Source organism: Roseovarius sp. ZX-A-9, from assembly GCF_028369135.1.
Lineage (GTDB): Bacteria > Pseudomonadota > Alphaproteobacteria > Rhodobacterales > Rhodobacteraceae > Roseovarius.
In genome coordinates this window covers 171629-196782 of record NZ_JAPWHW010000007.1, presented here as the reverse complement: position 1 = coordinate 196782, position 25154 = coordinate 171629, and the positions used below count along the sequence as shown (strand labels likewise).

At 61.6% G+C, this 25154-nt stretch carries 22 protein-coding genes; 16 read left to right on the top strand and 6 right to left on the bottom strand.

Annotated elements, in window-relative coordinates; translation table 11 throughout:
* Positions 1-15 precede the first annotated feature (15 nt).
* Positions 16-981, top strand: coding sequence for a LysR family transcriptional regulator (locus tag O3306_RS09245; RefSeq protein ID WP_272006077.1), 966 nt, complete (start codon positions 16-18; stop codon positions 979-981).
* Positions 982-1017: 36 nt separating this feature from the next.
* Here O3306_RS09245 and O3306_RS09240 read toward each other — a convergent pair whose 3' ends face one another.
* The 3 genes from O3306_RS09240 to O3306_RS09230 all read right to left on the bottom strand — a co-directional run bounded on the left by O3306_RS09240 (position 1018) and on the right by O3306_RS09230 (position 4181).
* Positions 1018-1923: an aminotransferase class IV gene (locus O3306_RS09240; RefSeq protein ID WP_272006075.1), complete on the bottom strand. Its 906-nt coding sequence runs from the start codon at positions 1921-1923 to the stop codon at positions 1018-1020.
* An 86-nt stretch (positions 1924-2009) separates the two neighbouring features.
* Positions 2010-3233: a DegT/DnrJ/EryC1/StrS family aminotransferase gene (locus tag O3306_RS09235; protein WP_272006072.1), complete on the bottom strand. Its 1224-nt coding sequence runs from the start codon at positions 3231-3233 to the stop codon at positions 2010-2012.
* 204 nt (positions 3234-3437) lie between these two features.
* Positions 3438-4181: a Stf0 family sulfotransferase gene (locus O3306_RS09230; RefSeq protein WP_272006070.1), complete on the bottom strand. Its 744-nt coding sequence runs from the start codon at positions 4179-4181 to the stop codon at positions 3438-3440.
* Positions 4182-4811: 630 nt separating this feature from the next.
* Between O3306_RS09230 and O3306_RS09225 the strand changes: the two genes are divergently transcribed.
* Positions 4812-5513, top strand: coding sequence for a VPLPA-CTERM sorting domain-containing protein (locus O3306_RS09225; protein WP_272006067.1), 702 nt, complete (start codon positions 4812-4814; stop codon positions 5511-5513).
* Between the two features lie 154 nt (positions 5514-5667).
* On the opposite strand, the gene O3306_RS09220 is transcribed toward O3306_RS09225, so the two are convergent.
* Positions 5668-6234 carry a cupin domain-containing protein gene (locus O3306_RS09220; protein ID WP_272006064.1) on the bottom strand — a complete coding sequence of 189 codons (567 nt, stop codon included), beginning with the start codon at positions 6232-6234 and terminating at the stop codon, positions 5668-5670.
* A gap of 154 nt (positions 6235-6388) precedes the next feature.
* Here O3306_RS09220 and O3306_RS09215 point away from each other — a divergent pair, with 154 nt between their 5' ends.
* Positions 6389-7678 carry a 4-aminobutyrate--2-oxoglutarate transaminase gene (locus tag O3306_RS09215; protein ID WP_272006061.1) on the top strand — a complete coding sequence of 430 codons (1290 nt, stop codon included), beginning with the start codon at positions 6389-6391 and terminating at the stop codon, positions 7676-7678.
* Between the two features lie 264 nt (positions 7679-7942).
* Here the strand turns inward: O3306_RS09215 and O3306_RS09210 are convergent, their stop codons facing one another.
* Positions 7943-9049 (bottom strand): mandelate racemase/muconate lactonizing enzyme family protein, encoded by a 1107-nt coding sequence (locus O3306_RS09210; protein WP_272006059.1) that lies wholly within the window; start codon positions 9047-9049, stop codon positions 7943-7945.
* A 168-nt stretch (positions 9050-9217) separates the two neighbouring features.
* Here O3306_RS09210 and pdxR point away from each other — a divergent pair, with 168 nt between their 5' ends.
* The 8 genes from pdxR (at position 9218) to O3306_RS09170 (ending at position 18639) form a co-directional block, all read left to right on the top strand.
* Positions 9218-10699 (top strand): MocR-like pyridoxine biosynthesis transcription factor PdxR, encoded by a 1482-nt coding sequence (pdxR, locus tag O3306_RS09205; protein WP_272006057.1) that lies wholly within the window; start codon positions 9218-9220, stop codon positions 10697-10699.
* 117 nt (positions 10700-10816) lie between these two features.
* Positions 10817-11896: an extracellular solute-binding protein gene (locus O3306_RS09200; RefSeq protein WP_272006056.1), complete on the top strand. Its 1080-nt coding sequence runs from the start codon at positions 10817-10819 to the stop codon at positions 11894-11896.
* Positions 11897-11973: 77 nt separating this feature from the next.
* Positions 11974-13074, top strand: a complete 1101-nt coding sequence (locus O3306_RS09195; RefSeq protein WP_272006054.1) for an ABC transporter ATP-binding protein — start codon at positions 11974-11976, stop codon at positions 13072-13074.
* Positions 13075-13082: 8 nt separating this feature from the next.
* Entirely contained in the window at positions 13083-13949 is an 867-nt protein-coding gene (locus O3306_RS09190) for an ABC transporter permease (RefSeq protein ID WP_272006052.1), read from the top strand.
* Between the two features lie 15 nt (positions 13950-13964).
* Complete coding sequence (locus O3306_RS09185) at positions 13965-14825, top strand: ABC transporter permease (RefSeq protein ID WP_272006049.1); 861 nt, start codon at positions 13965-13967, stop codon at positions 14823-14825.
* 12 nt (positions 14826-14837) lie between these two features.
* Positions 14838-16484, top strand: coding sequence for a GMC family oxidoreductase (locus tag O3306_RS09180; RefSeq protein ID WP_272006047.1), 1647 nt, complete (start codon positions 14838-14840; stop codon positions 16482-16484).
* Positions 16456-17757 (top strand): NAD(P)/FAD-dependent oxidoreductase, encoded by a 1302-nt coding sequence (locus O3306_RS09175; protein ID WP_272006045.1) that lies wholly within the window; start codon positions 16456-16458, stop codon positions 17755-17757. Before O3306_RS09180 ends, O3306_RS09175 begins: the two co-directional genes overlap by 29 nt.
* Before the next feature lie 255 nt (positions 17758-18012).
* Complete coding sequence (locus O3306_RS09170; RefSeq protein ID WP_272006043.1) at positions 18013-18639, top strand: LysE family translocator; 627 nt, start codon at positions 18013-18015, stop codon at positions 18637-18639.
* Between the two features lie 105 nt (positions 18640-18744).
* Here the strand turns inward: O3306_RS09170 and O3306_RS09165 are convergent, their stop codons facing one another.
* Entirely contained in the window at positions 18745-19722 is a 978-nt protein-coding gene (locus O3306_RS09165) for a LysR family transcriptional regulator (RefSeq protein WP_442969989.1), read from the bottom strand.
* 90 nt (positions 19723-19812) lie between these two features.
* Between O3306_RS09165 and O3306_RS09160 the strand changes: the two genes are divergently transcribed.
* From O3306_RS09160 to O3306_RS09140, 5 genes are all read left to right on the top strand, one after another.
* Positions 19813-20679 (top strand): ABC transporter permease, encoded by an 867-nt coding sequence (locus O3306_RS09160; RefSeq protein WP_272006039.1) that lies wholly within the window; start codon positions 19813-19815, stop codon positions 20677-20679.
* Positions 20679-21485 (top strand): ABC transporter permease, encoded by an 807-nt coding sequence (locus O3306_RS09155; RefSeq protein ID WP_272006037.1) that lies wholly within the window; start codon positions 20679-20681, stop codon positions 21483-21485. Before O3306_RS09160 ends, O3306_RS09155 begins: the two co-directional genes overlap by 1 nt.
* A 49-nt stretch (positions 21486-21534) precedes the next feature.
* On the top strand, positions 21535-22671 hold the full coding sequence (locus tag O3306_RS09150; protein WP_334312347.1) for an extracellular solute-binding protein: 1137 nt from the start codon (positions 21535-21537) through the stop codon (positions 22669-22671).
* Positions 22672-22740: 69 nt separating this feature from the next.
* Positions 22741-23820, top strand: a complete 1080-nt coding sequence (locus O3306_RS09145; RefSeq protein ID WP_272006033.1) for an ABC transporter ATP-binding protein — start codon at positions 22741-22743, stop codon at positions 23818-23820.
* A complete protein-coding gene (locus tag O3306_RS09140) occupies positions 23817-25154 on the top strand; it encodes an aminotransferase family protein (protein ID WP_272006031.1) in 1338 nt (445 codons plus the stop codon). Before O3306_RS09145 ends, O3306_RS09140 begins: the two co-directional genes overlap by 4 nt.

Sequence of the window (25154 nt, the reverse complement as noted above, 5' to 3'; positions counted from 1 at the left end):
GGATCGCGCGCGGCAATGGTAGACAGTCCGGGCCGGATCACCCTCTGGGGTATCGAGGTTTTCATGGCCGCTGCCGACGAGCGGTCCATTTCCGCTGCGGCACGCCGTCTGGGGGCCAGCCCCTCCACCGTCAGCCAGCAACTGACCAATCTCGAAACCGCCGTCGGCGCGACGCTGCTGCAGCGCAACGCGCGGCCCGTGCGCCTGACCCGCGCGGGCGAGATCATGCACCGCCGCGCCCAGACCATCCTCAACGAGGCCGCACAGGCCCGCGCCGAGCTGGCCATGTCCGACCTCGCGATGCTGACCCGCTTCCGCCTCGGCATGATCGAGGATTTCGAGGCCGACGTGACACCCCAATTGCTGACCCACATGGCGACAGAGCTCAAAAGCTGTCAGTTCCTGCTGGAAACCGGTGCCAGCCACACGCTTCATGATCTGCTCGATGCGCGCGCGCTCGATGTCATCGTGGCCGCCGAACTGGGTGGCGAGGCGGACTGGGTCGAGGTGCATCCGCTCCTGCGCGAGGGCTTCATCGTGGCCGCGCCCAAGGGCATGATCGACCCCGCCAAGGACGTGCTGCGCCAACTCAAACGCGAACCGCTGGTGCAATATACCCAACGCCACTACATGGGCCGTCTGGTGACTTCACATCTGGCGCGCCAGAATATCTCGGTGCTGCACCGGTTCGAGCTGGACAGCTATCACGCGATCCTCGCCATGGTCGGGCAGGGTAGCGGCTGGACCATCCTGACGCCGCTGGCGCTGATGCGCGCGCGCCGCTTTGCCGATCAGATCGACGTGATGCCGCTGCCGTTCGAACCGCTCAGCCGCACCATCAGCCTGACCGCGCGCAAGGGGCTTTTGCAGGACATGCCGGCCAAGGTCGCAGCAACGCTGAAACCGATCCTGCAAACCAGCATCGTCACCCCCGCGATTGCCCGGCATCCGTTCCTTGAAAGCCTGATCAAGGTGCTCTGAAACGCACCCCGGCCCTTCTTTCTTGTGATAACTGGATCAGGCCCCGTACTCGATTTCGGTCCGGTCGTCCGGCGCTTCCAGTCGCGCGAAATACCGCGCCCGCAGCCGCAGCGCCACCGGGCCCGCCGCGCCATTGGAAAACCTCCGCTCGCCGATCTGCGCCACCGGGATAATGCCGCCACCAGAGGTTGACAGAAACACCTCATCCGCCTGCATCAGTTCCGAAATCGGCAGGGCGCGGGTCTCGATGCTCAGCCCTTCGGCGGCGCACAGCTCGATTGCGGTGCGCCGGGTGATCCCGTGCAGCACGCCGTCCTGCGGTGTCACAACGCGGTCCCCCTTCAGGGCAAAGATGTTGAACCCCGGCCCCTCGGTCACGTTGCCCGCGTGATCGGGCAGCAGCACCGTCTCGAACCCGGCTTCCTTGGCCTCGAACAGCCCTTGGGTGAAATCACCCCAGTGATAATTCTTGACCAGAGGGTTGACGCTATCCGCCGGAATGCGCCGGACCTCGTCGGACAGCCAGACACGCGCACCGGCCTCCGCCACGTCAGGTTTGACCACATGCACGTAAGGCACGCACCAGGCGTAGAAATGATTGGCACAGTCGCGCGGGTCGCGGCTGCCGGGGATGATCGGCGTGCCGCGCGCCGCGACCATCGCCACATAGGCGCGGCGTAGGCCCGAGCGCGCCACCATGTCACTCAGCGCGCGGGTGATCGCCGCGCGGTCCATGCCGATCTGCATGTGACACGCCGCGACCGACGCCTCGAACCGGTCGAGGTAATCGCCCAGCCGGAAAAAACCGCCATCCCAGACCGGCACCACGTCATAGGTCACATCCGAATGGGTGACGGCCCAATCGGTGACGCCGATGCTTGCCTCCGCGATGGGTACGACCTCGCCACGTATCCACGCGGCCCCTTTGGTGAAATCCGGCATGTCACGGCCTCCTTGCGCGCAAATTGCGGCCCGGCGGCCCCGAAGGCAAGAGGCGCGGGGGGCTTCACCGGAGCTGCCCGGCTGCCTTACGTCCCGTATTGCGCCGCAGGCCCCATCACTTCTTCCGCCGCATCCAGCAGGGCAGAGGCGATCAGATCCAGCTCGGGCCGTTTCAGACGCGCGGGCAGGCGGGTATCGCAGGCCGACATCAGCATCTCGCGTGTCTGCGGCAACTCAGGCACGTCACCGGGGATGAACCGCCAGTTCCAGAAGGCGCGGGCATTGTCCGCTGACTGCCCGAACACCTGCACCTTCACCCCCCGCGCGGCGGCGGCGGCGGCAAAGGCGGAGGTGGCGGCGTCATCCATCCCCACAAGGTTGAACTGGATCGAATCCGGTGCACGCTCCTCGGGGGCCAGCGGCGGGGGCACATCCAGCCACGGGCTCTCGTTCAGCCGCGCCGCCACGTAGTCATGGTTGGCGCGCCCGTTGCGCACGCGCCGGGGGATTTCGGCCAGTTGCGGGCGGATGATCGCGGCGCCAAGGTTGCTCAGCCGCAGATTATACAGCGGTAGCCGGTTCTGCCAACGCGCGAAGGCGGCTGCCAGTTCGGGGTCATCTCCGGCCATGTGCTTGGCCCAGTTATGCTCGTAAGCGCCCGACATGATAACGGCGCGCGCCACCAGGTCGGCGGCGTCGGTAATCATGATCCCGCCTTCACCGGCATTTACCAGCTTGTAGGACTGGAATGAAAAACAGCCCACACGCCCCAGCGTGCCGATGTTCTGCCCGTGCCAGCGCGTGCCCAGGGAATGCGCCGCGTCCTCGACCACCGGAATGCCACGGGCATCACAGAGCGCCAGGATCGCATCCATATCCGATGTGTGCCCGCGCATGTGGCTGATGATCACCGCGCGGATGTCGTCATCCAGCTTCGACTCGAAATCAGCCAGGTCGATCCGGTAATTCGCGCCCACTTCGCACAAGACTGGCAGACAGTCGGCATGCAGCACCGACGAAGGCACCGCGGCAAAGGTAAAGGCCGGGATCAGCACCCGCGCATCCCGCGGCAGATCCAGCGCCTTGAGCGACAGGAACAGCGCCGCCGAGCAGCTTGAGACCGCGAGCGCATATTTGCTGCCCATCAGGGCGGCAAATTCGCGTTCCAGCAAGGCCACCGGCGCATCCTGCGGCGCGGTATAGCGAAACAGATCACCGCTCAGCAGCATCGCGTCGATGGCGTCACGCGCCGCCTCGGGGATCGGTTCGGCATCATAGGTGTTGGGGGGCAGGGGGGCCTGATCGGACATAGTTTCTGATTTCCCGAAAGTAGATTTCGGCTTTTATTAAACCAACCCGGCGCCGAACCAAAGCGGAAAGTGCAGCGCAATGGGTGAGACCTAGAGTTCCGCTGACCGCCGGGCGGTGACAGGCAAGGTCGGCAGTGCGGGACTTAGTTGCCCCCGCCGCGCGCCGAACCGAGTGTCAGCTTTGCCGTTCGCGCGCGTTGCACATCAACTCTGGTTCCGTCTCTCGCTCTCAAACCGTTCTCGCCACTCGCGGCTCAATGCATCGGCAAGCTTTGCTGTTGGCGTCTCAACAGCTTGGGCTTTGGTTGGATCAAGGCACATCTTGGAAAGCAGCTGCGCCAAAACCCGTTTAGGATCTTTCGATAGGGCGTCATAATTGATGCGTAGGGGCTTTATCGCTTCCCGTTCGAACCATCGCTCCCAAGCTTCATCTTGTGCTGCGAGTGAGGCCATGTGGTGCCTGATGGCGGTGGCGTCGTATCGCGCTTCCTGCGGAGGAGCGAGGCGCTCCAGCTCTGTGCCATCCGCGTTGCGATGCCAGAGGCCCGTCTGTTCGGCACGCACACGCGAGATTGCCTGATCCAACCGGTCGGGGCGTGAAAGATGGACGTAAAGAGTTGAGCCAAACGCTTTCTCAATTCTTTCCACGTCGCCCATGCTGCCTGGAAAGAGCAGTCCTAGCTGCTGCATGAAGTGGTCGAAGCTACCACGCTGCATTCGTAAACCGAAAATATCTGTGTCGCCTTTGCCCCGCGCCACGGCGCACGTGAAAACAGCGCGAAGGCATTCTTCTCTCGACGCGTAATCCGTCTGCTTTAGGCCGTAGTCATCCAGCCAATCGTCGAGCGATGATGAATGAAAATGCGAGTCCGGGTTTCCCGCAAGGCTTGTCGCGGCAAGCAAACCGCACAGCAGCGTGCTTCCGCTGCGTGGGGCGGTGCAGATCATGTAAGATCGAAAGGGTTTACTTGTCATGACGCGATGGATCGTACAGTTTTGCCGCTTCATAGCAGCCTTTCAAGAGCTGTGCAGCATTTGTAATTATGGGTTCGGAACTGACCTTCGCAGCAAGGCGCTCTGAGGGCTGCACCGAGGACAGTCAGACTTTGGTCTCAGTTAGGCCAAAGACTGATTTTAGGAAACCTACCGGTCAAAAAAGGCATTTTCGCCATGGCATAAACGTCAGACGAGCCCGCAACATAAGCGTTCTCCGCACAAGTGTCTGAGCGCAATATGTTTATTTTCAAGCTTTGTTGCGATATTTCCGTCTGTCTTGGATCTATTGGTTGTTCCATGAACTGCCGGGAGGGCGTTCATCAGCCGAAACCAGAAGTCTCCGTGAGGGTTATTCGTTGAATGCCTGAAGAACGCAATCGCGGGCCAAAGAAGGCTGATCCGGGCACAAGGCAGTGACAGCATGTACAAAAAGGTGATCCAATTGGGGAATGTTGGCTAAAAGCAATTGCCAGATGGCCATCGGGTGACATAGCCTTTCGTATAGCTCCCTTATTTTAGGGTTTCGTTTAGAGACATTTTTTTTGGTTTTTTTATTTTGAGGTTCTCATGCCCCGACTTTCTATGCCCCTCCTTATCGCCGCGACCCTTACACTGAGCCCGGCGTTTGCCAGTGCCTCCACCTATTATGGTGAAACCAGCCGCGGGATCGGGACTGAATACATCCAGCCCGATGGCGATTTCAGCTTCAACAGCTCGGCGCCTCCCATTACCCTGTCCAACGGCACCCTCACGTACAACGACTTCGTCGGTTCCATCCCTGCCGGCTTGGTGGTCTTTGGCGGCGCGATGAGCGTGAATTGCACAATCGATGGATGCCCCGGCGACAGCAGCGACAGCTTGTTCTTCGAACTGGCCACCGGCTTTGAGATCACCAGCGCTTTCGTTTCGATGTCTTTTGACGTGGTCGACCAGTCTGATCCATTCGATTTCTATGGGATCGGTATGGAAGAAATCACGAGCAGCCCCCCGTCGATAGACGTGGAGTTCAATAAGGACGTTACGCGAGACGGATCGGGTATCAGCGAGCAGATCGTCGGTGGAACCTCCGGGGTTGCCAGCCTCGGCGCGGGTATCTTCAGGCTGAGCCCATACTTCAATGCCCCGGACCGTGGCCAGAATGGCGCGCAAGCGCAGTGGACTGCAAGTTTCACGGTTGTTGACAACAACCCGCCAGTGTCCCCGGTCCCCCTACCTGCATCTGTTCTGTTGCTCGGGGCTGCGGTCGCGGGGTTAGGTGCGATGCGACGCCGCAAACCAAGCTGACATACATCCAATCACGTCAGTCTTGAAACGCCAACCGTATTAAGGCGGCGCTTTCACTCGACATCGCTCAACAACCGCGAACATCGCCGAATAGCCCCCCGAGCGGGCCATTCGGCCGCACCGCCGACCTCTCTCGCCAAACCTTCTGTCCGGCTCAGAACGTGGGCGGTGTGCAGGCGCTGACCACTTCGCAGCGTTCCGGGCCCACCTGCCGGAACCGGTGTGGTGTGCGGCTGTCAAAGTAATAGGCATCGCCGGGGCCCAGCACCTTGCGCTGGTCGCCCACCGTCACCTCCAGCCGCCCCGCCACCACGATGCCGCCTTCTTCGGCCTCGTGCCCGATCATGCCGCGCCCGGTATCCGCGCCGACCTCGTAGGTTTCCTTGAGAATCATCATCGCCCGGCCAAACAGCGTCGTGCCCACCTGTTTCAGCGACACGCCGTTTTTGCCGATTTCGGTCAGTTCTTCGGCGGCGTAAAACACCTTGCGCTCGGCTTCGGGCTCAAAGGCGAAAAACTCCGACAGGCCGATCGGCACGCCTTCCAGGATACGTTTCAGCGCGGCGACTGACGGGTTCACCTTGCCTGCCTCGATCAGTGAAATGGTCGAATTGGGCACGCCGGACCGCTTGGCCAGCGCCCGCTGCGACAGCCCCGCCCGATCGCGCAGCGCGCGCAGGCGCAGGCCAAGTTCCAGGTCGGCGGCAGGGGTGTTGCTCATGTTCAATACCTTCAACACTTGATGCGTTGCCTCCATGTAATTCATGGGCTTGTGGCAGGCAAGAAATCCTCTTTAGTGTCTGTGCTAAACACCCTATTGTCCGCAGATCAATTTCTGGGCGACCAAATCGCCCCTGCATCTGAAAGGAAGTGTTATGTTGAACGCCGACATCGCAAAACGCCGCGAGGCTGCTGTCAGCCAGGGCGTGGGCATGATGACCCAGATCTATGTGGATCGCGCCCTCAATTCCGAAGTGTGGGACGTCGAGGGCAATCGCTATATCGACTTCGCCGCCGGCATCGCCGTGGTCAACACCGGCCACTGCCACCCCAAGGTCATGGCCGCCGTCTCCGAGCAGGCCGCGCGCTTTACCCACACCTGCCACCAAGTGCTGCCGTATGAGAATTACATCCGCCTCGCCGAGCGTCTGAACGAAAAGGTGCCGGGCAATTTCGAGAAGAAGACCGTCTTCGTGACCACCGGTGCCGAAGCGGTCGAGAACGCGATCAAGGTCGCGCGCATCGCCACCCAACGCCCGGCGATCATCGCCTTTGGCGGCGCGTTCCATGGCCGGACCTTCATGGGCATGTCCCTGACCGGCAAGGTTGTGCCCTACAAGAAGGGCTTTGGCGCGATGATGCCCGATGTCTACCATGTGCCGTTCCCGATCGAACTTCACGGCACCGGCGTGGACGAGGCGCTCGGCGCGTTGAACAAGCTCTTCAAGGCCGATCTCGACCCGTCCCGCGTCGCCGCGATCATCATCGAGCCGGTGCAGGGCGAGGGCGGTTTCTACCCCGCACCCGCCGAACTGATGCGCGGCCTACGCAAGCTCTGCGATGAGCACGGCATCGTCATGATCGCCGACGAAGTGCAGACCGGCTTTGCCCGGACCGGGCACCTCTTTGCGATGGAAGGCTACGATGTGGCCGCCGACATCACCACGATGGCCAAGGGCCTTGCCGGCGGTCTGCCGCTGGCGGCGCTGACCGGGCGTGCCGACCTGATGGATGCGGCCCATCCGGGCGGTCTGGGTGGCACCTATGGCGGCAACCCTCTGGGCATCGCGGCGGCCAATGCCGTGCTCGACGTGATCGAGGAAGAAGACCTCTGCGCACGCGCCAACGAGCTTGGCTCGCGGCTCAAGCAGCGGCTTGAATCGATCCGCGCCACCACGCCCGAGCTCATCGACGTGCGCGGTCCCGGCTTCATGGTCGCGGCCGAGTTCAACACCGCTGACGGCAAATCGCCGAACCCGGAAATGGTGAACGCGATCCGTGCCGAGGCGCAAAAGCGCGGCCTGATCCTGCTCAGCTGCGGCGTCTACGGCAACGTCATCCGTTTCCTCGCGCCGATCACGGTGACCGACGAGGTGTTCGCCGAGGGGCTCGATATCCTCGAAGCATCGATCGAAGCCGTGCGCAAGAAATCCCAAGCCGCCTGAGGCGACGCTTGGTAGTATGAATGAGGCCCGCGTGGAGTGATCCGCGCGGGCCTTTTTTGTCCAGGTATCGTCGGCACGCACCTTCACGCGGAATCAAGGCCCCTCAGGGCCGCCGCGTGATCGCCAGACCGCCCGCAGGGCTGGCGATTTTGCAAGCCACGGCGTTGCCTTTCCACGCTCGGAATGACGTGGCAACCATAAGGCACCAGAGCGCCGACGTCGGATCGCCACTCCGCGGTCTGGCGACCACGCGGCACTCCGTTCTTACCCGTCCAGTTCACTCACCCGGTAGGCCGCTTTCGCCAGCCACTCGGGGTTGACCTCCAGCCCCCAGCCGGGCGCATCCGTGACTGTCGCTTTCCCGTCGACGATCTCGTAAGGGTCATTGACGAAAAGCTTGTCCTGCCACGGGTAGTAATCCAGCCCCTCGATGGAAAACTCCAGATATTTGCCCGCGTTCGGGATCGCCCGCAGCAGATGCATGGTGAACAGCGTCACCATCGAAAGGTTCGCCGCATGCGGGGTGATCGGCATCCCGGCCGCTTCGGCCATCTTGCAGACCTGAAATGTCCGGCTGATCCCGCCCAGATAACAGATATCGGGCTGCAACACGTCCACGATGCGTCCGTCGATCATGCCGCGCCAGTTGGCCATCATGCAGTCCTGCTCGCCACCCGTCACGTCGATTTCCAACGTGTCGGTGACTTCCTTGGTCTGGGCGAATTCCCAGTAGGGGCAGGGCTCTTCGTAATGCGAGATGCCGTTCTGCTCCAGCATCCGGCCCACTTCGATCGCCTTGGCGGGCGAATAGCACGAGTTGGCATCCACCAGCAACGCCACATCATCGCCCAGGGCGCGGCGCATGGTCGGCACGATCTCCTCGGTGCGGCCTTCCCATTCGTCGCGGTCATGGCCCACTTCGGCACCAATGCGGAACTTGAATGCATCGAATCCTTTTTCATCACGCAGGCGCAGCATCCGCTCCGCTTCGTCCTGCGGGGTGATGTCACGCTTCATCGACGAGGCGTAGGCGCGCACGGTGCCCGGCGTACCGCCAATGAGCGCGCAGACCGGCTTGCCCTCGCGCCGCCCGCGCATGTCCCACAGCGCGGTGTCGAGGCCGCCCATCGCCCGGCGCAAGTAGGCGCCGGGGAACTTGTGCTCGCGGTCGCGGACCGTTTCCAGGATAGCATCGATATCGCCCGCGTCCCGGCCCAGCGCATAGGGGGCAACCTGCCGGTGCACCACATGCGCGGTGATGTCGGCATAATAGGGCGCGACCTGCCCCCAGCCCTGCGCGCCATCCTCGGCGGTGACTCGGGTGAAGCAGATGAATTCGTCAGAGAAGGTTTCGATAGATGTGATTTTCATGGGATTTCCGGCGCGAATAAGAGGCTGACGGTGAATCGGACCGGTGCAATACCGACGCGATACCGACGTGATACTGACATTGACCATAGGCAGAATTGGACCCTAGAATAGGTCCACTATGGCCAATTTGTCAGGCCAATTTTTTCGACGGAGGCAACCAGACCCGCGATGAAGCAACAGGCCGGGGCGCTCTTGTCGTCGATTCTCATCGACCGCAGCGCCACCAGAAAAGTCAGCGTGCAGCTCTATCTCGCGCTGCGCGACATCATCCTGTCAGGTGGGCTGGGGGCGGGGGACCGGCTGCCAGCCAGCCGCATTCTGGCCCGCGAAATCGGCGTGTCGCGCACCACGGTGATCGACGCAGTCGAACGGCTGGTGGCCGAGGGAATGCTGGTCTCGCGCGTGGGCTCCGGCACCTTTGTCAGCGACATTCTGGAACATCAGCGCCCGGCGCCGCCGGTGGTGAAATCGCCCGGCGTGCCAGCCGCCGCACCGCGTCTTTCGCACACCATCGACCACGCGTTCGAAGCCTATGCGCCGCGCGAATGGCTGCCGCACAGCGCCGGGGCATTCGTGACGGCACTGCCCGCGCTCGATGCCTTCCCCATCGCGCATTGGGCGCGAATCTCGGCGCGGCATCTGCGCGACGACCGGGCGACAGTGATGGGCTACGGACCGCCTGCGGGCCATCCCGGCCTGCGCCGCGCGATTGCCAGCCACCTCAATGCCACCCGCGGAATCAAATGTGACCCGGACCAGATTTTCGTCACGGGCGGCGCGCAACAGGCCTTTTCCCTGATTGGCCGGGTGCTGCTCAATCCCGGCGACAGGGTCTGGTATGAAAACCCGGGCGCGACCGGCGCCCGTAACGCGCTGATCGCGGCAGGGGCCGAGCTTGTGCCTGTAAACATTGACGAAGATGGGCTTGTCGTCGAAGAGGGGCGCGCCAAGGCACCGCATTTCCGGCTGGCTTTCGTGACCCCGTCACACCAGCAACCACTGGGGCACGTCATGTCGCTGGCGCGGCGACTGGAGCTACTGGAGGCGGCGAATGCCGCGCAGGCCCTGATCATCGAAGACGACTATGACGGCGAATTTTACTACGGCGACCGCCCGATGCCCCCGCTCAAGAGCATCGATACCCAGGACCGCGTTCTTTATGTCGGCACCTTCTCCAAGACCATGTTCCCCTCGCTGCGGCTGGGATTCGTGCTGGTCCCGCGCAACCTCGTCACTGCGTTCGATCGCCTCTTTGCCAGTTGGATCAGCACGCCACCCACCGCGACCCAGGCCAGTGTTGCCGATTTCATGGACGAGGGGCAGTTCGCCACCCATATCCGAATCATGCGGCGTCTCTACAGGGCGCGCTACCAGACGCTCATCGAAGAGACGGCGTTGCTGCCGGATACGGTAAAGGTGCAGCCGACGACCAGCGGTTTTCATACCACCGCCCTGCTGGACGCCAGCGTGGACGTGGATGCGCTCATCAATGAGGCGCGCAGCGCGGGTGTGACGGTCGTGCCGATTAGTCGTTACGCGCTGTCGCCTCTCGGTTACAATGGGCTGGTACTGGGCTTTGGCAGCACTTGCCCGGACGACATACGGACAGGTATGAAGGTGCTGCGCGAACTGTCCGCATTGCGGGATTGAATTGGTCTGCGTAATTTTCCACAATGGATATGAGCGGCAGACCAATCAACGCCTAAGCTTTGGCGGTAATTTGACCAAAAGAACGGCGTGTTAACGACGTGTAAAAGGGAGAATGGAATGATCAAAACATTGAAAACCACGGGGCTGATAGCCGCGTTGATGCTGGGGACGGCTTCGGTCGGCTCGGCCGAGACGCTGCGGCTTCTGACATGGGGTTCTTACGCCCCCGAGGAATTGATCCAAAAATTCGAAGAGAGGTATCCCGACATCGAGGTTGAGGTAACCTTTTCCAACAACGAGGAAATGATTGCCAAGCTGCGCGCCACCGGCGGTGCCGGTTTCGACCTCGCGCAACCAAGCCATGACCGCATCTATTCCGCCCAGATGGAATATGACATCTACAAGCCGATGGATCTGAGCAAGATCAACACCGAAGCGATGAGCGAATCACTGCTCAACGGGGTGAAGGCCAATACCACCATCGACGGCGAAGTCTATGCCGTGCCGCACCAGTGGGGCACGTCCGGTTTGATGAAGAACAAGGCGCTGGCGCCCGACGTCAACGGCTGGGATGACCTGTGCGATCCCGCGTATCAGGGCAAGACCTCGATGCGGCTCAAGCGGACAATCCTGCTGGGCACGGCCTTTGCCATGGGCAAAGATCCGTTTGCAGCCTATTCCGACCTAGACGAATATCAGAAGATCCTCGACGAGGTCGCGGAAAAGCTGATCGAGTGCAAGTCGAACATCAAGGCGTACTGGAAGGGCGGCGATGACCTCTCTGCCATGATGCTGTCAGGCGAAATCGTCGCATCCGAGACATGGGACAGCACCGCGTACAAACTGTTCGCGCAAAACCCAGATATCGTGTTCGTGCCGCCAGAAACCGGTGCATTGGCGTGGATCGACACCTTTGCATTGCCGCGCAAGGGCAAGGCCGACGATGCCGCCTACAAGTGGATCAACTTCGTGCTGGAGCCTGAAAACGTCACGATCATGTCCAACAGCACCGGCGCAATCGCATCGGTAAAAGGTGCCAAGGACCTGCTGCCCGAGGACAAGAAGGCTGCCGTGAACGCCGCATTCACCGACGCGGATATCGACAACCTGAAGTTCTTCGCCAACATCCCGCCGGGTGTTGAGGACATGGAAGGCAAGACGCTGGAAAAAATCAAAGCCGCCACTGGCAGCGAATGATCTGATCCGATCCTTTGGGGCGGCGGGCCACGTGCACGCCGCCCCGACTTTTTCAATAACCCAAGATGGACTCCCCCATGAACGACCAAGCTGCCTACGATCTGGAATGCACCAATATCACCAAGGATTTCGGATCGGTTCGCGCGGTCGAGGACGTGTCGTTCGTCATCCCGTCCGGATCGTTCTTTTCGATCCTCGGGCCATCGGGCTGCGGCAAGACCACGCTGATGCGCATGATCGCCGGGTTCGAGAAACCCACCAGCGGTGACATTCGGATCAAGGGCCGTTCGGTTCTGGATGTGCCGCCGAACAAGCGCAACGTGAAGATGGTGTTTCAGCACCTGGCGCTCTTCCCGATGATGAATGTCTACGACAATATCGCCTACGGTCTGCGCTGTGCGGGCACCCCCAAATCCGAGATTGAGCCCAAAGTGCGTAACGTGCTGGAGCGGATCGCGCTGCCCGATGTGGCCACGCGCGAGATTCACCAGCTTTCGGGCGGCCAGAAACAGCGGATCGCGATCGCGCGTTGCATGGTTCTGGACCCCGATGTGCTGTTGCTGGACGAACCGTTGGGCGCGCTGGACCTGAAGCTGCGCGAAGCGATGAAGATCGAGTTGAAGCTGCTGCAGCACCAGTTCAATACCACGTTCGTCTACATCACCCATGACCAGTCAGAGGCATTGGTGATGTCCGATCACGTGGCAATCATGAACAATGGCCGGTTCGAGCAGATCGGGCGGCCAGAGGCGCTCTATCACAATCCGACCACCAGCTTCGTCGCCGGTTTCGTGGGCGACTCGAACCGCTGGAAAGGAAAGGTGGCCGAGGTCAAATCCGACAGTGCCCGCGTCGAAACCGATGCTGGCCTGACGATGATCTGCAAACGCCGCGAGGGCGAGGCGCTGAGTGCTGGCCAGGCGGTCGAGATTTTCGTGCGCCCCGAATTCATTTCCGCCAAAAAGGACGGCGCCGCAGATAATGCGGACAACACTCTGACAGGCACGGTCGATTCCGTCCTCTTCAACGGGGCCAACAGCCGGGTGCTGGTGCGCGGCCCCAGCGCCGAGCTGATCGAGGCCGATGTGGTCGTGACCGGTGGGCCCGAGGATCTGCGCGCCCGCGATGCGGTGCGCCTCAGTTGGTCGGCGCAGCAGACAATGTGTTTCGCGGTGTGAGGTAGGATATGCAAAGCGATATCAAACGTCTCTCGCTGATCCTGCTTTTTGCGCCTTTCGCGCTCTGGCTGCTCTTGCTGATCATCCTGCCGCATATCGGCATCGTCGCGTTGTCATTGCGCGAGAAGGTCGCGCCGCGTGTCTACGAATTCGGCTTTGGCAACTACATCGATTTCATTCAGGAGCCGATCTACTGGAACACGCTGCTGCGCACCGGGTCGATGTCGATTCTGGTCACTATTCTGGCGCTGCTGATTGGCTTTCCCATCGCCTATTACATTGCCAAGATTGCGGGCAAACGCTCGCGCGGTGCGCTTTTTCTGCTCTGCCTCATTCCGCTTTGGGTCAGCGACCTGATCCGCGCCTTCGGCTGGATCCTGCTGCTGCGCGAAACCGGCGTCGTGTCGAGTTTCCTGCAAGATATCGGGCTGATCAGCCAGCCCATCGAGTTTCTCTATAACGATATCACCGTGATCATTGGCTTGGTCTATACAGTGATCCTGTTCATGATCGTGCCGCTCGTGTCGACGCTGGACGGGATGGGCGACGACATGATCGAGGCAGGCTACAATCTGGGCGGCAGCGGCTTTACTGTGCTGCGCAAGATCATCCTGCCCTACGCCATGCCGGGGATCGTCTCGGGCTGCATCGTCGTTTTCATGATGACGGCAGGCAGTTACCTGACACCGATCCTGCTGGGCGGGAAAAACTCCAGCTGGTTCACCGAGCAGATCTATGACCAGTTCATCACCCGGTTCAACTGGGAGAGCGGCGCGGCCTTTGGCTTCCTGCTCTTGGCATTCACGTCGCTGGTGGTGTGGCTGGGTCTGAAACTGACAGGTCAGACGCTGGCCAACACAGTCGCGAAAAGCTGAAGGGAGGGCAGAGAAATGGCAGTTGCAACCCAGAACAAAGCGCTCCTCATCGGCTACCGCGCCTATGTGATCGCGTTCTTCATCTTTCTTGCGGCACCTCTGGTGGCGGCGGGGACCTTTGCGTTCAACGATTCCCTGTTCCCTGCCTTGCCGTGGCAGGGTTTCACGCTGGACTGGTTCTTCAACGACACCGAGCCAAAGCTGGGCATGTTCCATGACCGCCGGTTGCTGCGCGGGCTGTACTATTCCGCAGTGATCGGCGCGATGGTGTCGTTCCTGTCGGTCTTTGTCGGCACGACCAACGCGTTCCTCTTCGTGCGTGGAAACTTTCCGGGCAAGAATTTCTTCTACATCCTGATGATCCTGCCGCTGGTCATTCCGGGGGTCATCCTCGGGATTTCCATTCTGGTCATGGCCAGCAACATTGCCAACGGGGTGGAGGACAAACTCAACATCGAGCTGGAATTCCTGCGACCCGGTATCCTGCTGGTGGTGCTGGGGCAGTTTTCGTTCATCACCACGATCACGTCGCTGGTGATCACGGCGCGGCTGAAGAAATTCGACTACACGATGGAAGAGGCGGCGCTGAACCTCGGGGCCACGCGCGCGCAAGTTTTGCGCACGGTCACGCTTCCCTTCCTGCGGCCGGCAATGATCGCGGCGGGCATCGTGGCCTTCCTTGTGAGCTTCGAGAACTTCAACACCACGCTCTTTCTGGTCGGGTCGGAATCGCCGCTGACCATCACGATGTATGACCGCATGGCCAAGGTCGGCTCTACCCCGGTGCTGAACGCTGTTTCGTTCTTCCTGATTGTCGGGTCTGGCCTTCTGGCGCTGATCAGCGTCGTGATTCAGCGCGACAAATCCGGCGGCTGAGGCGGGCGCAGCATGGCAGAGTATGATTTCGTCATCGTCGGCGCAGGGTCGGCGGGCTGTGTGCTGGCCAACCGGCTGAGCGCGGACGGCAAGCACCGCGTGCTGTTGCTGGAGGCGGGCGGCTCTGATGCCAGCTTGTGGATCTGGATGCCGATTGGCTACGGCAAGACCTTCTATCGCAAGTCGGTCAACTGGATGTACCAGAGCCAGCCCGATGCCGGGCTGAACGGGCGCGTGTCCTATTGGCCGCGCGGCAAGGTGATGGGCGGCTCCAGTTCGATCAACGCGATGGTCTATGTGCGGGGCCAGCCAGAGGATTTCGAGGACTGGAAGGCGATGGGCAATCCCGGCTGGGGCTGGGATGACGTGCTGCCCTATTTCCGCAAATCCGAGACCAACGACCGGGGCGCGGATACGTGGCGCGGCGGCGAGGGACCGTTGCATGTGGCCACGATGGACCGCTATCTGCACCCGCTCTGTCAGGAGTTCATCCGCGCGGGCGAGCAGATACAGGTGCCGCACAACCCCGACTTCAACGGCGCGCGGCAGGAAGGCATCGGCACCTACCAGAACACCGCCAAGGATGGGATGCGGATGAGCACCGCGCGGGCCTATATCCGGCCAGCACGCGGGCGGGCCAACCTGCGGATAGAACGGCGGGCGATGGCAACGCGGCTCATCTTCGAGGGCACCCGCGCCATAGGCGTCGAGTACCGCCAGAACGGTAAGACCCGCCGCGCGATGGCCGCCCGCGAGGTGATCGTGTCGGCAGGGGCGGTAAACTCGCCACAACTGTTGCAGCTGTCAGGGGTGGGGCCGGGGGCGCTCTTGCGCGAGCACGGGTTGGATGTGGTGCAGGACACGCCCGGCGTCGGCCAGCACCTGCAGGACCATCTGGGCATGGATTTCCTTTATCGCAGCAAGCGACCCACACTGAACAACCAGTTGCACAGCTGGCATGGCAAGCTCTGGCAGGGGCTACGCTATGTGTTGACGCGCGGCGGGCCGCTGTCGCTGGGGGTCAATCAGGGAGGCGGGTTCGTACGCACCCGCCCCGGTCTGACCCGGCCCAACATGCAGCTTTTCTTCTCTCCGGTCAGCTACACCAAGGCACCACCGGGCAAACGGCCGTTGATGAATCCCGATCCCTTTCCCGGCTTCCTGATCGGCACGCAACCGACCCGGCCCACGAGCCGCGGACATATCGAGATCGCGTCCCCCGATCCGTTCAAGCCGCCTGCGATCCACCCCAACTACCTCAGCACCGAGTTCGACATGCAGGAACAGGTCGAGGGGCTGCGCTTTATCCGCAAGCTGGCCGCGGCCCCCGCGTTGGCCGATATCATCGAGGCCGAGATCGCACCGGGGCCGGAGGTCGAAAGCGACGAGGCGCTTGCCGCCGATGTGCGCGCGCGGGCGGGCACCGTCTTTCACCCTGTCAGCACCTGCCGGATGGGGCCGGACCCGCGCGTGGATGTTGTCGATGCCCGCCTGCGGGTTTACGGATTGCAGGGGCTGCGAGTGGTGGATGCATCGGTCTTTCCGACGCTCACCTCCGGCAACACCAACGCGCCCACGATCATGGTGGGCGAAAAGGGGGCGGACATGATCCTTGAAGATGCACGAAACCATGCAGAGGCGCGCCATGTTCACGGATGATTTCAAGGACCAGCCCTATTGGTGGGAGGCCGCCCCGCCCGAGGATGCGCGGGACGCGGAATTGCCCAGATCCGTCGATGTTTTGGTCATCGGGTCGGGCTATACCGGGCTGCATGCGGCGCTGCGCACCGCGCGGGCCGGGCGCAGCACATTGGTGCTGGAGGCCGAAGCGCTGGGATATGGCGCCAGCAGCCGCAATGGCGGGCAGGTCTCGACCTCGATCAAGCCGGACTTTGCAGCGCTGAAGCGGAAATATGGTGAGCAACTGGCGCGCGGGATCATCCGCGATGCGCAAGGCTCGCTCGACTATCTGCAATCCTTCATCACCGAGGAAGGTATCGATTGCCATCTGAACGTGCCGGGCCGGTTCCACGGCGCCCACACCGCCAGGCAATATGACAAACTGGCCTCTTACGTGGCCACCCTCGGCGACGGGATAGACACCGAAGCCTTCTTGGTGCCGCGCGCCGAGCAGCACGCAGAACTGGGCACCGACGCCTATCACGGCGGTATCGTCTTTCCCAAACACGCCAGCGTGCATCCCGCGCTCTACCACAAGGGCCTTCGCGATGTAGTGCGTGCCGCCGGTGCGCAGATGATCTCGCACTGCCGGGTGACCGGGATCGACCGGCAGGCTCCCGGATTTCGGGTGAGCACCGCGCGTGGTGTGGTCATGGCGCGCCGGGTGATCGTCGCCACCAACGGCTACTCCAGCGGGTTGACCCCGTGGCACCAGCGCCGGGTCATTCCCATCGGGTCCTACATCATCGCGACCGAGGAATTGCCAAAAGAGGTGATGGACCGGCTGGTCCCCACGAACCGCGTGCTGTCGGACACCCGCAAGCTGGTGGTCTATTACCGCCCTTCACCCGACCGCAAGCGCATCCTGTTCGGGGGGCGTGTCTCGCTGAAAGAGATGAACCCGGTGGTCACCGGCCCGCGTCTGAAGGCCATGATGGTTGCGCTGTTCCCCGAACTGGAGGCCGTGAAAATCAGCCACTCGTGGTCGGGCTATGTCGGTTACACCTTCGACACGCTGATGCATTGCGGGCAGGATGATGGCCTGTTCTACGCGATGGGCTATTGCGGGTCGGGCGTGGGCATGGCCAGCTATTTGGGCATGAAGATCGGCCTGCAGGCGGCGGATGATCCGGCAGGCGAAACGGCCTTCGGGAAGATCCCGTTTCCGACGCGGCCCTTCTATACCGGCAATCCGTGGTTCCTGGCCCCATCCGTGATGGTCTACCGGTTGCGGGACCGTTTCGATATCTAAAGCGCTTCGCATTTGCTCCAGGGCACGGATCATATGCGAAGCGCCCGCACCATTGAGAGCGCACGGGCCTATGCCAAGCCCCTTACCGGAAGTGTTGCCACAGACGAGCGAACGGCGCTGTGCGTCCAGCCCCTCGAATGCCCGCGAGGCGGACAAAACTGCGCTCTGAAATGTTCTGTCAATTCTCCCCCGTAAGTATTAACCCCGAGCGCATCATGGCGCGACAAGGTATATTCCACAGAAGGCTGCACCAGAATGATCCCTTTTGACATTGCCCTGCTTTTCATCGGCGCAGCATTCGCGTTGGCAATGGTTCCCGGTCCCGACAACATCTTTGTCCTGACGCAATCTGCACTACATGGCAGGGTCGCGGGCCTGATTGTAACGTTGGGACTGGCGTCAGGTCTGCTGTTCCATACCACTGCTGTCGCATTGGGCGTGGCGGTCATTTTTCAGACCTCTCAATACGCGTTCTCAGTCCTCAAATATGTTGGCGCAGCCTACCTCCTCTATCTGGCATGGAAGTCCTTCCGCGCATCATCCAGCCAGTTTTCCAGCGAGACAACACCATCCGAAACCGCTCCAAGGCTCTACCTTCGGGGGCTGATCATGAACATTACCAATCCGAAGATCACGATCTTCTTCCTTGCATTTCTTCCGCAGTTTGTAGACGCGAAGAACGGGCCAATCGTTGGCCAGTTTTATCAACTGGGCGCATTGATGGTGCTGGCAACACTTTGTGTTTTCGGCTTTGTGGCTGTCGCTGCGGGGTCACTTGGGGCCTGGCTGAAAAGTTCGCCAAAGGCCCAGATCTGGATCAATCGAGTGTCGGGTCTCGTTTTCGTTTCGTTGGCCGCAAAATTGGCTTTGACTCAAAAATAACTGTTTCTGGCGGCTTTGCTCGATCCGAAAGAACGTTGCAGCCGTCTCCTGGGGCTCGGAGCGGACATTTCTCGGGGCTTGGTCGCGCATACGGCGCCGCGCCCGTTACCGATAGGTTCGGTCGGCAATCGGCGTGCTGTCGATCTTGTCGCGCAGCATGGTCAGCAGGATTTCCTCGGCGCGGTTCATGATCGCATGCGGGTTCCAGACCAGATGCACGTCGATGGCGGGCACGTCGTCATACGGAGGCACCTGCCACAGGGCGCCGTCGGCCACATCGCGCGCCGCCACGTGCACCGGCAGCGGGCCGATGCCGATCCCTGCCATGATCATGCGCCGCACCTCTTCAAGGTTGCTGGAGGTGCCGACGATCTTCTCGCTCATGCTCGATTGCGCCCGCATCAACGTCACCGGGCTCAGCACATCCTGCAAGCGGTCGGTGTCAAAGCTGACGGCGCTGCAGCCGACCAGATCGGCGGGCGTCAGCGACGTGCGCCCGAAGAGCGCGTGGCCCGGCCCGCAGTAGAGGCCGAAAAACTCGCGGTAGAGACGCCGGTATTCCAACCGGGCAATGCGGTCGCGCACGAGGCAGATCGCGAATGATGCGCGTTTCGCCTGCACCTCTCCGATCGCGTCGATACTGGACAGAACATCGACCGTCAGCGTCGTTCGGGGATGCGCACGATGCCATTCGGCAAGGGTCTGATCGAAAAAAGGACAGATGACATGGCTCGCCACTGCGATGGTCACATGGCCGCGCACCTCGTCCGTCATCTCGCGCAGAAGCGTGGACAGGCGCAGGATCGACCCGTTGATATCCAGCGCCTCGCGGTAGAGCAGATGTCCCGCATCGGTCAGGGAATAGTGGCCGGGGCGGCGGTCGATCAGCTTGCGCCCAATGCGATCTTCCAGCCTTTTCAAGGCGGTGGAGACAGATGGCTGTTTCAGGCGCAGCCGCTCTGATGCGTGGGTGATAGACTTGGCCTCCGCCAGTACGACGAAGGTGCGCAACAGGTTCCAGTCCAGCTCTCTTGCGATGCGCTGGGGGCTGTAATGAAGGTCATCTGGATCAACTATCGCCATCATCAATACCCGGAATTCTAATTATCTATTTGCACAATGCATGGCGGCTCCGCATCCTTTGCGCAAGAAGAATCCGGGGAGAGCATCCATATGTCGGTCGAAGCGCGCGAAAAGCGCCAGCCGTGGATATTGTTGTCGCCCGCCCTGACGGCGATCACACTTCTGCTGTTCATTCCGCTGTTGTTCATCCTCGTCTACAGTTTCTGGTTGCGCACCGCGACGGGCGCGGACGAGGTCGGGTTCTATCTCGACAATTGGCGCGAGGCGCTGACGGACGCGTTCTACCGCGATATCCTGCTGCACACGCTCAAGGTCGCCGCCATCACCACGGTCGTCTGTGCCGTGCTGGGCTATCCGGCGGCCTATTTCATCGCACGGTCCAAGGGCAACAAGCCGGTGCTGCTGCTGTTGCTGATGCTGCCGTTCTGGATCAGCTACATCATCCGCACGATGAGCTGGATCAACATCCTCGGCGTGTCGGGGGCGCTGAATACCTTCCTGCTGTGGGTCGGGATCATCAACGAGCCGATGCAGATGCTCTACAACGAGGCCACCGTGATCCTGGGCCTGGTGCATTTCCTGCTGCCCTTCATGGTGCTGAACGTATTTGTCAGCCTCGACGGCATTGATGAAACACTGGAGGACGCGGCCAATTCTCTGGGCGCGACGCGCTGGCAGTCCTTCCTGCAGGTGACGCTGCCACTGTCGCTCCCGGGTCTGGCCGCGGGCGGGTTGCTGTGTTTCGTGCTGGGGGCGGGCACCTATATCACACCGCTGGTGCTGGGCGGCACGTCTGACGCGATGTTCGCCAACCTGGTGTTCGAGGCGATCATCACGCAGCTGAACTGGCCGTTGGGCAGCGCGCTGTCGCTGATGCTGCTGGCGGTGCTGGGCGCACTGGTGATGATCTACAACCGCTATCTGGGCATGGCACAACTGATGAAGGGGCTGGGCTGATGGCTGAACGCGCCACCTCACTTGGCTGGCAGGTGATCCGCGGCTACGCGGTGCTGGTCTATATCTTCATGTTCCTGCCGGTGATGGTGGTAGTGCTGCTCAGCTTCAATGCGAGCCAGTTCGGCAGCTTTCCGATGACCGGGTTTTCCTTTCGCTGGTTCATCGAGCTATGGGAAAACGAAGCGATCCTGCGCGCCTTTCGGACGTCGGTCATTCTGGGACTGTTGACAGCCGCCATCTCGACCACGCTCGGCGTGTTGGCCAGCCTTGCCCTGGTGCGTTACCGGGTGCCGGGGGCGAACATGATCTCGACGATCCTGATCGCGCCCATCCTGGTGCCCGAAGTCGTGCTTGCCGTGGCGCTGCTGCTGTTTCTGAACTTTCTCGGCGTGAACAAGAGCTTCACGCTGCTGCTCTTCGGACACGTGATCTTTACGCTGCCCTTCGTCATCCTTGTGGTGCAGGCGCGGCTGATCTCGATCCGCCGCGATGTCGAAGAGGCGGCGATGAGCCTCGGCGCCTCGCCGGTGCAGACGTTTTTCCAGATCACGCTGCCCTTGATGCTGCCCGCGGTGCTGGCCGGGGCGCTTTTCGCCTTTACCATCAGTTTCGATGACATCACCGGCACCCTGTTCTGGAAGCCGGGCGGGGTCGAGACCGTGCCGACCCAGATTTTCGCGATGCTGCGCAATTCGATCAGCCCCGAGATCAACGCCCTGGGCACCGTGATGATCGTGATGACCGTCGGGCTGCCGCTGCTTGGCGCGGCGATTGCCCGGCAAATTTCCAAGAAAAGCGGGCTCTGAATCCCGCTGAACCAACCGCTATCCAACAGAGGAGAGAAACATGAAAAAGATTGATAACACAACACGCTATGAACGGCTGCGCGAGCGGTACATGAATGGCGATCTCAGCCGCCGCAGCTTTCTGGGGCTGCTGGGGGCCGCCGGCGCCGCCTACGGCGTGGTGACACCCTACCGCGCCTTCGCGCAGGACGTGAAAGAGGTGCGTTTCGACGGCTGGGGCGGGGTGGTCTCCGAAGCATTGCGCGAAAACGCATTTGATCCCTTTACCGCCGAGACCGGGATCAAGGTGGTCGATGGCACTTTCGGGGGCGGCGACGAATACCTTAGCCGCGTCAAGGCCAGCCAGCCGGGCGAATACAACATCGCCCACCTGTCGGGCGTGTTCGACTATGCGCGCTATCACAACCTCGGTCTCAGTTCCGAGCTGAACGAGGCCAACATACCGAACCTGGAATATGTCATCCCCAAGCTGATCGACGTATTCCGCAAGGTATCGGGCGGCACGCTGTCCTGTGTGCCCTACGACTACGGCACCACCGGCATCGCCTATAACCGCAAGCATATCTCGGACGACGAGATGCAAGAGAAGGGCGCCAAGATCCTGCTGGACGAAAGCCGCAAGGGCAAGATCGCCGGCTGGTCCGACTGGCGCACCCGCATGTGGTACGCGGCCCTGCAAACCGGCCAGTCGCCGAACGACATTCAGGACGTCGAGGCTGCATGGGACGCCGTGCGCCAGCATCGTGATCTCAGCCTGAAATACTGGGGTTCGGGTGCCGAACTGATGAGCCTGCTTGCCGAAGAGGAGGTCTATGTGACCGAAGGCTGGTCGGGACGCATCTTTGCACTGCAAGAGCAGGGGCACGATATCGGCTACATGGATCCGCCCAACGGATTTGGCTGGCAGGAATGCATGTATGTGATGAAGGGCAGCCCGATGGAGGCCTGCGAGGAATTGCTGAACTTCATGCTGGCGCCCGAAACCTCGATCGCCGTGGCCGAAGGGCAGAACTATCCGCCGGCGCTTGATCCGCAGAAAGTCGATCTGGGGACCAAGATCCCGACTCTGCCCGCGTTTGACCCCAACGGCACGCTTGAAAACCTGACGTTTGCCGATCCGGCCTACTGGAATGGCCACGAGGCAGAATGGTCGAAAACCTTCGGTCGCGTGCAAAAAGGCTACTGAGCCAATTAACCGCGCGCCCCTGACTTTTCGGGGCGCGCGCCATTTTACCCGCCCGAGGACATGCCCGACATGAGCTCTGTCACCCTGAACAATATCGTCAAACGCTTCGGCAGCTTTACCGCCGTGCACCGGACGGATCTGGAAATTCCCGAAGGGGCGTTCCTGACGCTCCTGGGCCCGTCGGGCTGCGGCAAGACGACGAACCTGCGGATGATCGCGGGGCTGCTTGATCCGACAGAAGGCGAGATCCTGATCGGCGGGCGGCGCGTCAATGATGTGCCGATCCACAAGCGCAACCTCGGGATCGTGTTCCAGAACTACGCTCTTTTCCCGCACAAGACGGTGGCGGAGAACATCGCCTTCGGCCTGAAATATCGCGATGTGCCCAGCGGTGACATACCGGGCAAGGTGCAGGCGGCGCTTGATCTGGTGCAACTGCCTGATGTTGGCCACCGCTACCCCAAGGAACTGTCAGGCGGGCAGCAACAGCGCATCGCGCTGGCCCGCGCCATCGTGATCGAACCGGACGTACTACTGCTGGACGAGCCGCTGTCGGCGCTGGATGCGAACCTGCGAGAGGACATGCGGGTTGAGCTGAAGCGCATTCAGGACCAGATCGGCGTCACCACGGTCTTTGTTACCCATGATCAGTCAGAGGCGCTGGCGATGTCTGACCAGATCGTGGTGATGAGCGCCGGACGCATCGAACAAGTCGGCGCACCGCAAGAGGTGTACAACAACCCGGCCAGCGAATTTGTCGCCAATTTCCTCGGTGCATCCAACGTGTTCCCGGCCGAATGTCTTGAGGCCGGACCGAGCGGCGCGGTATTGCAGACCGCACTCTTTGGCAAGGTGCCCTTGCCGGTCGAAAAATCCATGCGCGTCGCAGGCGCCGGCCCGGCCAAGCTGGTGCTGCGCGCCGAAAAACTGCAGGTGATGAAGGCAGGCGCCACACCCGAGGGCATGATCACCGCCCCCGCAACGGTAGAGACGGTGGATTACCAGGGCCAGACCGTGCGCTACTTCGTCCGGGTCGGTGACACTCAGTTACAGGCGATCAACATGATCGACGGCTACCCGTTTTCCAAGGGCAGCGCGGTAACGGTGGCGTTCCGGCCGCGCGACGGCTCGGCGCTGGCGGGCCGATGAGCCATCTCTTTTATCAGGGGCGCAACCGCAAGCCGATGCTCGCACAGGCGCGTGGCGTCTATATGTGGGACGAGGGCGGCAAGCGCTATCTCGACGGCTCCAGCGGCGCGATGGTCTGCAATATCGGCCATTCAAACGAGGCCGTGCTGGAGGCGATGCGCCGCCAGATGGACAAGGCGACATTCGGCTACCGCTTGCATTTCGAAACCGAAGCGTCAGAGCGGCTTGCGTCCAAGACGGTGGAAAAGACCCCGGCGGGCCTGAACAAGGTGTTCTTTGTCTCGGGTGGATCGGAAGCAATCGAAAGCGCGATGAAACTGGCGCGCCAGCACGCCATTGCAACTGGCAGGGGCGACCGCTGGAAGGTGATTTCGCGCAGCCCGTCCTATCACGGTTGCACATTGGGTGCGCTGGCCGTGACGGGCTACACGGCGCTTACGCAACCCTTTGCGCCGATGATGCGCGAGATGCCGAAAATTCCGGCACCGCGCGCCTATCTCGACGGGCTGGACGCGGAAGATCCGGCCACCGGCGATCACTATGCAAACATGCTGGAGGATTGCATCGCGCGCGAGGGCGCAGACAGCGTTCTGGCCTTTCTGCTCGAACCCGTCGGCGGCGCGTCGACCGGCGCACTGGTGCCGCCTGAAGGCTACATGCAACGCATCCGGCAGATCTGCGACCGGCACGACATCCTGCTGATCATGGACGAGGTGATGACCGGAGCGGGGCGCACCGGAGCCTTTCTGGGGGCGGATCACTGGGGGATCGTGCCCGATATCGTTGTTCTGTCCAAAGGCTTTGCCGCCGGGTATGCGCCGCTGGGGGCGATTGTCGCCAGCGATGCGGTTGTCGAGCCGGTTCTTGATGCGGGTGGCTTTGCGCATGGGTTTACCTATGCGGGCAATCCGCTGGCCTGTGCTGCCGGGCACGCGGTGCTCGAGGAAATCGACAGGCAGGGCCTGGTCGAGAACGCCGCGCGAATGGGAAACAGGCTGCGCACACGGCTCGACGGGCTGATGGACCGGTACGAGATCATCGGCGACGTGCGCGGCAAGGGCCTGTTGCTGGCGTTCGAATTCATGGCCGACCGCGCCACGAAACAGCCGCTGCCGAAAGAGTGCGACGCCTATCTGCGCTTTGTCGAGATCGCCTATGATAACGGCCTGATCGTCTATTCGCGGCGCACGCGCGACGGGCTGGAGGGCGATCATGTTCTGGTCTGCCCGCCGCTGACGGTGACGGATACGCATCTGGACGAAATCATCGAAATCCTTGATCAGTCACTGGCGCAATACATGGCGGAACTGCCCGCATCGAAGGAACCAGGCTAA